The 14,254-nt window shown below is 42.0% G+C and carries 8 protein-coding genes; 7 read left to right on the forward strand and 1 reads right to left on the reverse strand.

What is annotated here, in order from left to right; translation table 11 throughout:
* Positions 1 to 48 precede the first annotated feature (48 nt).
* The 6 genes from KFO40_RS00495 (at position 49) to KFO40_RS00520 (ending at position 12,422) form a co-directional block, all read left to right on the forward strand.
* Complete coding sequence (locus KFO40_RS00495; protein ID WP_087320957.1) at positions 49 to 1,692, forward strand: DUF6377 domain-containing protein; 1,644 nt, start codon at positions 49 to 51, stop codon at positions 1,690 to 1,692.
* Positions 1,693 to 1,902: 210 nt separating this feature from the next.
* Positions 1,903 to 4,908: a SusC/RagA family TonB-linked outer membrane protein gene (locus KFO40_RS00500; RefSeq protein ID WP_211145963.1), complete on the forward strand. Its 3,006-nt coding sequence runs from the start codon at positions 1,903 to 1,905 to the stop codon at positions 4,906 to 4,908.
* Positions 4,908 to 6,443, forward strand: a complete 1,536-nt coding sequence (locus tag KFO40_RS00505) for a RagB/SusD family nutrient uptake outer membrane protein (RefSeq protein ID WP_199722815.1) — start codon at positions 4,908 to 4,910, stop codon at positions 6,441 to 6,443. The genes KFO40_RS00500 and KFO40_RS00505 overlap by 1 nt, the downstream gene beginning before the upstream one ends.
* Before the next feature lie 30 nt (positions 6,444 to 6,473).
* On the forward strand, positions 6,474 to 7,964 hold the full coding sequence (locus KFO40_RS00510) for a glycoside hydrolase family 30 protein (protein ID WP_120143843.1): 1,491 nt from the start codon (positions 6,474 to 6,476) through the stop codon (positions 7,962 to 7,964).
* Positions 7,965 to 7,986: 22 nt separating this feature from the next.
* Entirely contained in the window at positions 7,987 to 9,984 is a 1,998-nt protein-coding gene (locus KFO40_RS00515) for a DUF5125 domain-containing protein (protein ID WP_134985259.1), read from the forward strand.
* 185 nt (positions 9,985 to 10,169) lie between these two features.
* Positions 10,170 to 12,422 carry a glycoside hydrolase family 3 C-terminal domain-containing protein gene (locus KFO40_RS00520; RefSeq protein WP_211145964.1) on the forward strand — a complete coding sequence of 751 codons (2,253 nt, stop codon included), beginning with the start codon at positions 10,170 to 10,172 and terminating at the stop codon, positions 12,420 to 12,422.
* A 237-nt stretch (positions 12,423 to 12,659) separates the two neighbouring features.
* Here the strand turns inward: KFO40_RS00520 and KFO40_RS00525 are convergent, their stop codons facing one another.
* Entirely contained in the window at positions 12,660 to 12,863 is a 204-nt protein-coding gene (locus tag KFO40_RS00525; RefSeq protein ID WP_134985258.1) for a hypothetical protein, read from the reverse strand.
* A gap of 558 nt (positions 12,864 to 13,421) precedes the next feature.
* Here KFO40_RS00525 and KFO40_RS00530 point away from each other — a divergent pair.
* Complete coding sequence (locus tag KFO40_RS00530; RefSeq protein ID WP_121960575.1) at positions 13,422 to 14,231, forward strand: Fic family protein; 810 nt, start codon at positions 13,422 to 13,424, stop codon at positions 14,229 to 14,231.
* The last annotated feature ends 23 nt before the right edge of the window (positions 14,232 to 14,254 follow it).

A 14,254-nucleotide genomic window follows, 5' to 3' on the forward strand; every position in this document is an offset into this window, starting at 1 on the left:
ATTTGTCTTTATTAGTCTTGTAATCTTCTATTAAAGTTTAATACTCCGATGAAAAAAAAGTACCTGATATTTCTTTTACTTCTCTCTTTTCCACTATATACCCGGGCCGATAAGACCTTGGACTCACTGTTGAATGTGCTTGATTTGACGATTCAGGAACATGAAATTTATGTGGTTCAACGTGAATCACGTATCAAGCACCTTAAAGAACTGACACACGGAATAGAACCTAATTCCGCGGAACGGTACAATCTGAACAGTCAGATATACAAAGAATATAAAGCCTTTATCTGCGACTCTGCCATCCACTATTTGAATGAAAATATCCGGATTGCAGAGCGCTTGCGTGATACGGACCGGAAGATAGAAAGTCAGTTGCAGCTTTCGCTATTATTATCATCAACTGGAATGTATAAAGAGTCTCTTGATGTGCTGGAATCGGTAGACCGTCGGAAAATCATTCCTCGTTTAATAGCCGATTATTACACCTGCTTTGACCATGTGTATGGCGAGTTGGGCGTTTATACACAGGATAAAACCCTTTCGGGACGTTATTGGAGTATCTCGCAGGCATATAGAGATTCATTATATGCTATATTGCCTCCGGAATCGGAAGAATACCTGCTGATGCGTGAAGCATCATTTCGCGATCAACACCAGTATGAGGATGCCCTGAAAGTGAATGATCTCCGGTTGACGAAAATAGAACCATATACTCCCCAATATGCGATGGCTACTTATCATCGTTCTTTGATTTACAAGTACAGTAATGATAGTCTGGGAGAGAAACGGAATCTTTGTCTTTCTGCTATATCGGATATTCGTTCTGCCATTAAGGACCATGCTTCGTTGTGGATGCTTGCCCAGCTACTTTACGAAGATGGTGATATGGAACGTGCGTACCAATATATGCGCTTTTCGTGGAATGCGACCAAGTTCTACAATGCCCGTTTGCGTAGTTGGCAGAGTGCTGACGTGCTTTCATTGATTGATAAAACCTATCAGGCAATGATTGAAAAGCAGAACGACCGTCTTCAACAGAACCTGCTGCTTATCACTGCACTGTTGGTGTTGTTGATTGTAGCTTTGGGATATATCTACCGTCAGATGAAAAAGCTGGCAGATGCAAGAAATCATCTTCAGGTAGCTAATAAGCAGTTAAACGGATTGAATGAGGAGTTGAGGCAAATGAATAGTTGCCTGTCTTCTACCAATATCGAACTCTCGGAGTCCAATCAGATTAAGGAAGAATATATTGCCCGTTTCATCAAGCTGTGTTCTACTTATATCAACCGTTTAGACGCTTACCGGCGGATGGTGAATAAGAAAGTGTCTGCCGGACAAATTGCGGAATTATTAAAGATAACGCGTTCCCAGGATGCTCTTGATGAAGAACTGGAAGAATTGTATGCTAACTTTGATACAGCCTTTTTGCATCTCTTCCCTAACTTTGTGGGAAAATTCAATGACTTATTACAGGAAAATGAACAGATTTTACCGAAGAAAGGCGAGTTATTGAATACTGAACTGCGCATCTTTGCTTTGATACGTCTGGGTATTGAAGACAGTTCACAAATTGCGGAGTTTCTTCGTTATTCGGTGAATACAATTTATAATTATCGGGCGAAAGTAAGGAATAAAGCCCGTGGATCGAGAGAGGATTTTGACGATTTAGTGCGAAAAATTCGCTAATTCGGACTGTAAATCAACCACTTTTTTAGGTATACGTTTTGAATGTAAATGGGTGAAAATAAGTGGATTATCGTTTTGTATGATCCACTTATTGCCCCCTTCTTGTTAGCTCACTTTAATTTCTTTATACTTTTGACCTGTGCTTCGAAAGTAATGAGAGTAGCCCATTGCTGACGAGCGTCTTATTATTAACTTTAAAACTTAGTACGCATGAAAAAAAACAGGCGAAAAATCCTTTCGGGGAGTCGCAAGATTTTCTTTGCTATCTTGGCAATGTTTTTATCTTTGAGTGCATCCGCACAGCAAATTACTGCATCCGGTCAGGTCCTGGATGCTCAAAAAGAACCGCTAATCGGTGTTAGTGTACAAGAGAAAGGTACGTCTAACGGAGCAATTACCGATTTAGATGGCAACTTCACATTAAACGTTAAGCAAAACGCCATTTTGATATTCTCTTATGTGGGTTATAAGTCGCAGGAGGTAAAGGCAGCCCAACAGATGAAGATCACACTTCAGGAAGATAATGAAGTGCTTGATGAAGTGGTGGTCATCGGTTATGGTTCGGTGAAACGGAAAGATGTGACCACCGCTATCTCTTCCGTATCTACCAAGGATTTGGATATGCGGCCCATTGTTTCGGCCGGACAGGCCATTCAAGGTAAGGCAGCCGGTGTCTCGGTGATTCAGCCTAACGGTACGCCGGGCGGTGAAATGTCTATCCGTGTTCGTGGTACTACTTCAATGAATGGTAGTAATGATCCGTTGTATGTAGTAGATGGAGTGCCTGTAGACAATATCAAGTTCCTTTCTCCGAATGATATTGAGAGTATGCAGATATTGAAAGATGCCTCATCAGCATCTATCTACGGTTCGCGTGCCGCTAATGGAGTCATTCTAATTACTACGAAGGCCGGTGCAGCCGGTAATGCCAAAGTTTCTTTGACAGCCCAGTTCGGTTTGAACAAAGTGGCCGATAAAGTAGAATCCCTGAATGCAGCACAATATAAAGAATTGCAGGATGAAATCGGACTAGTGTCTTTGCCGGACGGATTACCCGATCGCACCGACTGGTTTGATGAAACGTATACGACCGGAAAGACTCAAAATTATCAGGTAGCTGTATCCAATGGTAATGAGAAAATGAAATATTACCTTTCTGCGGGTTACCTCAAAGAACAGGGAGTGTTGGACATCTCTTATTACAAGCGTTACAATTTCCGGGTAAATCTGGAAAATCAGGTTCGTAAATGGCTGACAGTAAGTGCTAATATCTCTTATTCAGATTATACAAGCAATGGAGGCGGAGCAATGGGAACAGGCTCGAATCGGGGTGGTGTTATTCTGGCTGTTATCAATACACCGACTTATGCGCCGGTGTGGGATGCTTTGAACCCTAATCAGTATTACAATAACTTCTATGGAGTGGGTAATATCACAAATCCATTAGAAAATATGGCCCGTGCGAAAAATAACAAAGACAAAGAAAACCGCTTGTTGGCATCGGGTAATATATTGCTGACTCCATTTCCGGAACTGAAGTTTAAGTCTACTCTTACTCTTGACCGTCGCAACGCCGTTAATACCACTTTTCTTGATCCAATTTCTACTGCTTGGGGTCGCAATCAGTACGGTGAGGCTTCGGACAATCGGAATATGAACACAGTGCTGACATTTGATAATGTATTGACTTATAATAAAAACTTCAAGAAACATGGCTTGGAAGTAATGGCCGGTTCGTCATGGACGGATTCAGACTATTCAAATAGCTGGATCAACGGTTCACACTATCGTAGCGATCAGATTCAAACGCTGAATGCTGCCAATAAAATATCTTGGGATAATACAGGTACGGGGGCATCTCAATGGGGAATTATGTCATTCTTCGGACGTGTAGCTTATAACTTCGACAGTAAATACCTGGTAACAGCTAATCTTCGTGCCGATGGTTCTTCTAAATTGCATCCCGATCATCGTTGGGGCGTATTTCCTTCATTCTCTGCAGCCTGGCGTATTTCTTCGGAAAAGTTCATGGAGAACCTTACATGGATTGACGATTTAAAATTGCGCGGTGGCTGGGGACAAACCGGTAACCAGTCGGGCATTGGTGACTATGCATATTTGCAGCGTTACAATATCGGTCGTATCGAATGGTTTAAGAAAGGCGGCGAAGGTGATTCTACTGATTATGCAAATGCTGTTCCTACCATTAGCCAGGCCAACTTGCGTACATCTGATTTAACATGGGAAACCACAACACAGACTAATATAGGTCTGGATCTGACCCTATTGAACGGACGGTTGACGTTTAATGCCGACTATTATTATAAGAAGACCAAAAACATGTTGATGAATGTGTCATTACCTGCCGGTGCCGCAGCCGCTACGTCTATTGCCCGTAACGAGGGTGAAATGGTAAATAAGGGTTTTGAGCTTTCTATTAGTTCGAAAAATCTTCGTGGAGGAGCATTTACATGGGATACAGACTTCAATATCTCTTTTAACCGGAATAAATTGACAAAGCTGGAATTACAGAAAGTTTATTACGATGCTAAAACTGCGGATGTGGTGAATGACTATGTGGTACGTAATGAGCCGGGCCGTGCTTTGGGAGGTTTCTACGGTTATATAAGTGATGGGGTAGATCCTGAAACCGGTGAATTGATGTATCGTGATTTGAACAATGACGGTAAAATATCATCTTCCGACCGTACCTATATCGGTGATCCGAATCCGGATTTCACCTATGGTATGACTAATACCTTTTCATGGAAAGGCTTTAATTTGAGTATCTTTATCCAAGGTTCTTATGGAAACGATATTTATAATGCTTCACGTATTGAAACGGAAGGTATGTATGATGGTAAGAATCAGTCGGCCCGTGTACTGAATCGTTGGAAAATACCCGGACAGATAACAGACGTGCCTAAGGCTAATTTCAAATTACTCAATTCTACCTATTTTGTAGAAGATGGCAGTTATTTAAGATTGAAGGATGTTTCCTTGTCCTACAACGTTAAAGGTAAACTGTTGAAGAAATGGGGAATTACCCGTTTGCAACCTTACTTCACGGCTACTAACCTGCTGACATGGACCAGCTATTCGGGAATGGACCCGGAAGTAAACCAATGGGGTAACAGCGGTACGGTACAAGGTATTGATTGGGGTACTTACCCGCATTGCAGATCATACGTGTTTGGTATTAATGTTGAATTCTAATGAAAGGAAAGATTATGAAACTAAGAACTATATTTTACGGATTAACCTCCGGCTTGCTATTGGGACTTTCTTCCTGCTCGCTGAATTATGAGCCATTAGACACCTATTCGGATGTGACGGAAGGAGTGACAAGTGATGGTACAAAAATCGTATTCAAGGATAAAGCTGCAGTTGAAAGTCATCTGACAACGCTTTATAATCAAATGCGTGACCGTCAGGAACATTGGTATGTGGATTTACTTTTGATTTCAGACTCCCATTCGGATAATGCTTATGCCGGTACTACCGGAGCGGAAGTTGTCCCGTTTGAGAATAATTCGATTGAAGGTTCCAATTCTGTGTTGGAACGTGACTGGAACCGTTATTTGGAGGATGTGGCCCGTGCCAATAAACTCATTTGTAACATTGACCTGGTGACAGATAATTCGTTGACTACTGCCGAACGGGCGCAATACAAAGCAGAAGCGAAGATATTCCGTGCCATGGTAATGTTTGACATGGTACGTCTGTGGGGTGATTTTCCGGTGATTACAACGGTGGCTGATGATATTACTTCTGAAAACATTGATGAGGTATATCCGCAATATTTCCCCAAACAAAATACGGAACTTGAAGCTTATCAGCAGATTGAAAAGGATTTGTTGGATGCAGTATTGTATGCTCCGGACAATACGCCGGGGAATAAGACGTTGTTTTCTAAATCTGTAGCTCGTACCTTATTGGCTAAAATATATGCCGAGAAACCTTTGCGTGATTATACGAAAGTTATCCAATATTGTGATGAGGTGAAAGCAGACGGTTTTGATTTGGTAGATGATTTCAGTGATTTGTTTGGAATGAATGCTGCGGGAACAGATGCAAAGATGCGTAATACAAAAGAATCGATTCTTGAAGCACAATTTACATCCGGAGCAGGTAACTGGTGTACATGGATGTTCGGGCGTGATCTCGTGAACTGGAATAACAATTTCACGTGGGCGAAATGGGTGACTCCGTCACGTGACCTGATTAGTGCTTTCAAACAGGAAGGGGATGAAGTCCGTTTCAAAGAATCAATAGTCTATTACGATTGTAATTGGAGCAACTATTATCCGTCTGATAATTATCCGTTCATGTATAAATGCCGCTCTGCCAACAGCAGTATCATCAAGTTTCGTTATGCCGATGTCCTGTTGCTGAAAGCAGAAGCGCTGATTATGCAGGATACGCCGGATTTGGAAGGAGCCGCTGATATAATAGATAAAGTTCGCGACCGTGCCAAATTGGGAGCACTTCCCACCTCTGTCCGTTCAAACAAAAATGCCATGCTGAATGCTTTGCTTAAAGAACGTCGGTTAGAACTGGCTTTTGAGGGACAACGATGGTTTGATCTGGTCCGTCTGGACAAGGTAGAAGAGGTGATGAATGCAGTGTATGCTAAGGATTCAGGACGCAAAGCGCAGATTTACACTTTTGATAAGAACTCTTATCGTTTGCCAATTCCGCAGTCGGTAATTGACGCGAATGATAAGATTCACCAGAATCCGGGTTATTAATTCAACTAAAAACATAGAAAACTTAAGATTATGATAGACATGAGAAATATAGCATTGACCTTTTTAGGATGCTTCACTATATTAGCTGCATGCAGCAACAGTGACGATGCGGAGAAACCGGTTACACCTGTTCCGACCGGAGATGTGACTATTTATGCAACCACTAGCAGCCTGACTCGCGATTTGACCCGTGATGCCGTTAATTTCAGCTCGAAAGATAATCTGGCACCTACTTCAATCACATTGAATCCGACTGAACAATATCAGACGATGGACGGCTTCGGAGCTGCTATCACAGGTGCCACTTGTTTTAATCTTCTGCAAATGAAACCGGAAGATCGTCACGCCTTCCTTACGGAAACATTCTCTGACGACAAAGGCTTCGGATTTAGCTATATCCGTATCTCCATCGGCTGCTCGGACTTTTCATTGAGTGAATATACTTGTTGCGATACAAAAGGTATTGAGCATTTTGCTTTGCAGAGTGAAGAGAAAGATTATATCCTCCCGATTCTGAAAGAGATTCTGAGCATCAACCCTTCTATTAAAGTCATTGCCGCCCCCTGGACTTGTCCAAAATGGATGAAAGTAAAGAGTCTCACAGACCTTACTCCGCTGGATTCATGGACAAACGGTCAGCTGAATCCGGCCTATTATCAGGACTATGCCACTTATTTTGTGAAATGGGTACAAGCCTTCAACGCCGAAGGCATTGATATTTATGCTGTAACTCCCCAGAACGAACCGTTGAACCGTGGTAATTCCGCTTCGCTTTATATGAGTTGGGAAGAACAGAGGGACTTTGTGAAAACAGCACTCGGACCTAAATTTAAAACAGCCGGACTGGCTACGAAAATTTATGCATACGATCATAACTATGATTATAGTGATATTGAAACGGAAAAGAACTACCCCGGTAAGATGTATGAAGACGCAACTGCTTCCCAATACCTGGCCGGAGCTGCTTATCACAACTATGGCGGGAACCGCGAAGAGCTTTTAAATATACATAAAGCTTATCCTGAAAAGGAACTTCTTTTCACGGAGACTTCTATCGGAACATGGAATAGCGGACGTGATTTGTCGAAACGATTGTTGGAAGATATGAAAGAAGTAGCATTGGGTACGATCAACAACTGGTGTAGGGGAGTTATAGTGTGGAACCTGATGCTTGATAATGACCGTGCTCCTAACCGTGAAGGCGGTTGCCAGACTTGCTACGGAGCGGTGGATATCAGTAATAGCGACTATAAGACAATTATCCGCAACTCACATTATTATATCATCGCCCATCTTTCAAGTGTGGTGAAACCGGGAGCGGTACGTATCGGTGCATCCGGCTATGCTGATAGCAATATCATGTATTCTGCTTTCGAGAATCCGGATGGAACATACGCTTTTGTACTGATGAATAATAATGAAAAGACTAAAAAGATAACCTTAAGTGATGGTAAGCGTCATTTTGCTTATGATGTTCCGGGCAAATCTGTGACTTCCTATCGTTGGGCAAAGTCGGAATAAGAACCTTAAAACGATCAAGACAATGAAAAAAAACAGTTATATTATATTGGCTTTGGCAGGAATGTTATCCATGAATTCCTGTAATGATGACGAATTCTTGCCCGGTAATCCGAGTATGGAAATCAAAGCAGAGAATGCAGATGCTCTTTTTGGTGATAGTCTTCCGTTTACGATTAAAGCTTCGGATGTGGATGTGCCTCTTTCTACGTTGAAAGCACAGCTTTTTTATGGAGAAGAACAAGTATCTGAAACGGTTATCCGTACAAAGACAAGCGGAAATGACTATACTGGTAAAATCTTTGTTCCTTATTATGCTAATATTCCTAATGGAACGGCAACTTTGAAATATATTCTTCAGAACATTCATTTTACTACCACAGAAATGACGAAAGAACTCGCTCTGGCACGACCGGACTTCCCCTACCTGACATTAGTGGATGAGGAAGGAAAAGAGTACCGGATGGAACGTCAATCCATGTACAAGTATAGTGTGACAGGAGACTTCTCGCAAAAGATGAAAGCGTATATCAAGACTCCGAAAGTGGGAGAGAATGGGAACGAATTGACTTTCGGCTGGGAGAATGGAACGATTGAAGCCGGTTCTACTAATGCTATCTCATTTTCTAATACGGAACCGGGAAATTATGCTATCAAGTTTAATACGTTGACTTACGAGGCAGAACCATTTGCCAAGTTAAAGGTGAACGGTGAAGATATGGAATTGGTAGAGAATGATATCTATGCAATCAAGTTGACTTTGAAGAAGAATGACATTCTAGCGTTTGAAGGGGTGCCTGATTATGATAATTGGTGGATAGACCAGGATTATTTTGAAAAGCAGGAAGATGGAACATTGAAATTCCTGCCGATTGACGGAAGTTACCAAATAACAGCCAATGGTAAAATGAAGTATTTCTCTGTCATTGCTTTGAAGAATGGTGAGGCTGCCAAGTTGCAGGATGATGGAACAGGTGCTATCTGGGCTATTGGAACAGGAATCGGTAAACCGTCGGTGGCACTTTCTGAAGTAGGGTGGACTCCGGAAAACGGTCTGTGTATGCCACAGCTTACTGCGAAGAAGTATCAACTGACATTTATAGCTGGCGTTACCATGAAAGTGGATGATATTAACTTTAAGTTCTTCCATATCAATAAATGGGACAATGGCGAGTTTAAGGGTGATGCTATTTCTACAACGAGTGAATTGGTTAAAATCTCATCGGACGGAAACTTGGGACTGGAAGAAGGTCAGAAGTTCGAAAGAGGAGGTATTTACAGGTTTACAGTTGATGTGACGAAAGGCAATACCAAGGCTGTGTTGACAGTGGAGAAAGTAGGGAAGGTAGATTTACCTGCACCGGATATTTTCTTTGGTAATGATAAGATGGAGGTGACAGATACTGATATATATAAGTCGGATCAGGCGTTTACACAAGGACAAATGATAACTGTTACAGGCATTGATAATTTGAATGAATGGTGGATCGATCCTGACTTCTTTGAGAAACAAAGTGATGGTGCATTGAAGTTCCTGCCGATTAACGGAGATTATCGGGTGACAGCTAATGCTGTTTTGAAGTATTTTTCTGTAATGGCTTTGAAAGATGGTAAACCGGCCAAATTGCAAGATGACGGAACGGGTGCAATCTGGGCTATCGGAAAAGGAATCGGTAAGCCTTCTGTTACGTCTTCCGAAGTAGGTTGGGAGCCAAGTAAAGCGCTCTGTCTGGCGCAAGTTGCTTCTAAAAAGTATCAGCTAACCTTGAAAGCCGGGGAAACGTTGAAGACTAGTGGTGACCCGGAAGTGATTAGTTTTAAGTTCTTCCATCAAAATGATTGGGGAGGAGAATTCGGCAATTATGCAAGCTCTATTTTAGTGGAACAGCTTAAACTTGCAGATTCCGGAAATTTGGAAATGCAGGATAATAAAGCATTTGAAGAAGGAGCTGTCTATCGATTTACCATTGATGTAACGAATGGCAATGCAAATGCTGATCTGAAGGTTGAGAAAATAAATTGATCTGAAGATTAATGCCGGATTTTTATTGAAACTATCCTGAAAGGGTATGATGAATTGTACCCTTTCAGGATTCATCTTTGGTCGGAATAATGTAAAAAACATTAATAAACTCGTCCGCAACTAGGAAATATCCCCTGTTTGGGAGTCTATATAAATAAAGTATGAACTTATTTCTTATATCATAAATGAACATGAAATTCAAAGCAATGTTACTTGGCTTGTCTGTGATAACTGCGTTGCCTGCCTTTGCGCAGAAGCCCGTGTATCTGGACACTGGTAAGCCTATCGAAGAGAGAGTGAAAGATGCATTGAACCGGATGACCCTTGAAGAAAAGGTGAAGATGATTCATGCACAGTCTAAATTTAGTTCGGCAGGCGTTCCCCGCCTCGGAATTCCCGAAGTATGGGCTACCGACGGTCCTCATGGTATCCGTCCGGAAGTGTTGTGGGATGAATGGGATCAGGCTGGATGGACAAACGATTCCTGTATTGCCTATCCGGCATTGACGTGTCTTTCTGCTACATGGAATCCCGAAATGTCGCATCTTTATGGGAAAAGTATCGGTGAAGAGGCGCGTTACCGCAAGAAAGACATCTTGTTGGGGCCCGGTGTGAATATCTACCGTACTCCCTTGAACGGACGTAACTTCGAGTATATGGGAGAAGACCCGTATCTGTCCGCCACTATGGTGGTTCCTTACATCAAAGGTGTACAAGAGAATGGGGTAGCTGCCTGTGTGAAGCATTATGCATTGAACAATCAGGAGTTCAACCGTCATACCACCAATGTGCAATTGAGTGATCGTGCTCTTTATGAAATATACCTGCCTGCTTTTAAAGCGGCTGTTCAGGAAGGTGGAACATGGTCGATTATGGGCTCTTATAATCTTTATCAGGGACAGCACGCTTGTCACAACAAACGTCTGCTTAAAGATATTCTTCGTGATGAATGGGGTTTTGATGGCGTTGTAGTGTCCGACTGGGGAGGTGTGCACAACACCGAACAGGCTATTCACAATGGTATGGACTTGGAATTTGGTTCCTGGACGAACGGACTGTCTGCCGGAACGAGAAATGCGTATGATAATTATTACCTTGCTTTCCCTTACCTGAAACTGATAAAAGAGGGTAAAGTAGGAACAAAGGAACTGGACGAAAAGGTTAGCAATGTCCTTCGTCTGATATTCCGTACTTCAATGGATCCGCACAAACCGTTCGGCTCTTTAGGTTCTCCCGAGCACGGACAAGCCGGACGTGAGATAGCTGAAGAAGGAATTGTCTTGTTGCAGAACAACGGTAACGTATTACCTATTGATTTGAATAAAACGAAGAAAATCGCAGTGATCGGTGAAAATGCGATAAAGATGATGACTGTGGGCGGTGGTAGCTCTTCTTTGAAAGTGAAATATGAGATTTCTCCGTTGGATGGACTGAAAAGCCGTGTGGGCTCAAAAGCGGAAGTGGTATATGCCCGTGGGTATGTAGGCGATCCGACAGGAGAGTATAACGGTGTGAAAACCGGTCAGGATTTGAAAGACAACCGTTCGGAAGATGAACTGCTCGCAGAGGCTTTGCAAGTGGCTAAAGATGCCGACTATGTTATCTTCTTCGGTGGCTTGAACAAGAGCAATCATCAGGATTGTGAAGATTCGGACCGCGCTTCTTTAGGTTTGCCTTACGCGCAGGATAGAGTGATAAGCGAACTGGCAAAGGTGAATAAAAACCTGATTGTTGTCAATATCTCCGGCAATGCAGTGGCTATGCCTTGGGTGAATGAAGTGCCTGCTATTGTTCAGGGTTGGTTCTTGGGTTCGGAAGCCGGAACAGCTCTTGCTTCTGTATTGGTGGGAGACGCTAACCCTTCAGGAAAACTTCCTTTCACCTTCCCTGCAAAACTGGAAGATGTAGGTGCTCATAAACTGGGAGAATATCCGGGTAATAAAGAAGAACTGGCACAGTCTAAACATAGAGGGGACACCATTAATGAAATCTATCGGGAGGATATTTTCGTAGGTTATCGCTGGGCGGATAAAGAGAAAATCAAACCGCTGTTCCCGTTCGGACATGGATTGAGCTACACTACTTTTTCCTATGGAAAACCCTCGGCCGACAAGAAAACAATGACTGCAGATGATACCATTTCTTTCACAGTCAATGTGAAGAATACAGGCACTCGTGAAGGTCAGGAAGTTGTTCAGCTTTATATCAGTGATAAGAAATCCTCTCTCCCTCGTCCGGTAAAAGAGTTGAAAGGTTTCCAAAAAGTGAAACTGGCTCCGGGAGAAGAGAAAGCGGTAACGCTGACGATTGATAAGAAAGCATTGAGCTTCTTCGATGATGCTAAACACGAATGGGTGGCCGAACCGGGTAAGTTTGAGGCAATCATCGGTAGTTCATCCAGAGATATTAAAGGTACTGTACCATTTGAGTTGAAATAGGTAGATGTTTGGTTAGAGATCTTTTTTTAGGAGATGAAGGCGGTTCCGGGTACAGGAGCCGCCTTCTTTGTTTATAGTCAGGATAGAACTTACTACCATTCACCCTTAATTTGTATTATCTTCCCATATAGGAAAAAGTAGCTTTAAGTTCGATGAGAAAAGGATAAAATCGAATTTGTCCACAAACTGTGGACGATTTGCCTGTTCCGTATCGGGTGCTTACCTGATTTGAAGCAATTATATCCATTCTTCCTCCTCTTCTTCCTCTTCCTCAAATACTACTTCTTCTCCAGAATATTCTTTAAATAATTGTATGATAGTATCTTGTATGTGTTCATGGATATTTCCAACGATCATGATAAACTCTTGTTGTTCATCCTCTGTATGCAAACTCTTGAATTTTTTATCTCTCATCAAATCACTACATAAATCGCCTACCATATCGTCACGATCTTTATTGTTTGCAATAAATTTTTTCAGCCTAACAGTGATTGGAGTTATTACTAATAGTAAGGCAGGAAATAAGATCCTGCAATAATGATTTGTCTGACACCCGGGTCTCGTGCTACCTGACACCCGGGTGTCAGCATGGTCAACACCCGGGTGTTGGTATGTATGAGACCCGGGTGTCGTACAACTTAATTCTACTAAGTGGAATAGACGCAAAGCTATGCTGTTTTAGTTCTGTATAGCATATAAGTTTACTTCATGTTCGTACCAGTTTGAGACAATCATCGGTAGTTCATCCAGAGATGTGAAAGGTACTGTGCCGTTTGAATTGAAATAGGTTGATGTTTGGTTAGAGATTCTTTTAAGGAGATGGCGGCGAGTTTGGGTATTCGCAAAATGCTAAGTGGTTGTAACAAATCGACTTAGCGTTTTTTTATTACCTACATTTTCTCTGTGTTTGCAAAAAATAGTAAGAAAATAGTCGTTTCGCTTGGTAAAGTGTTGTATCATAAGTAATTTTGGGAAAAATAACAATCAAGGTAACCTATGATGGAAAAGGGTATTTGGCAGGAAATAGAGGAACTGTATATGGAGTTTCAGCAACTCGGTATCAGTCAGTCGGTAGACTATGAGAAGTACTACCTCTATTCTCTTATTACCCATTCTACAGCCATTGAAGGTTCTACACTAACCGAAATGGATGCACAGCTTCTTTTTGATGAAGGTGTAACAGCTAAAGGAAAGCCGTTGGTATATCATCTGATGAATGAGGACCTGAAGAAAGCATACGAGCTTGCCAAAGAGGAAGCGCAATGTAATACTGCTATAACTCCTGCTTTCTTGCAGAAGTTAAATGCTACTTTGATGCGGACAACAGGGGGGATACATAATACAATAGGCGGCTCTTTTGATTCTTCCAGAGGAGAGTTTCGTTTGTGTGGTGTTACGGCTGGTGTAGGTGGGCGTTCTTATATGGGTTATCAAAAAGTATCTGCTAAAGTAGAGGGACTTTGCTTCCTGTTGCAGGAGCGGCAAAAGAGTGTGGAAACATTTCGTGAACAATACGAACTAAGTTTTAATGCTCACCTCAATTTAGTGACTATTCATCCTTGGGTGGATGGCAACGGGAGAGCAGCTCGTTTATTGATGAACTACATTCAATTCTGCTATCATCTTTTTCCCGCTAAGATTTTTAAAGAGGATAGGGCAGATTATATCCTTTCTTTACAACAAGCACAAGATGATGAAACCAGCCAGCCTTTTTTGGATTTCATGGCGGTGCAATTGAAAAAATCACTGTCTTTGGAAATTCAAAAATATAAAGCTTCTCACAATAAAGGATTTAGTTTTATGTTTTAATCTTGTAGGGCTTCTTTTGATAA

Source organism: Bacteroides sp. 1001302B_160321_D4, assembly GCF_015667765.1.
Taxonomy (GTDB): domain Bacteria; phylum Bacteroidota; class Bacteroidia; order Bacteroidales; family Bacteroidaceae; genus Bacteroides; species Bacteroides xylanisolvens.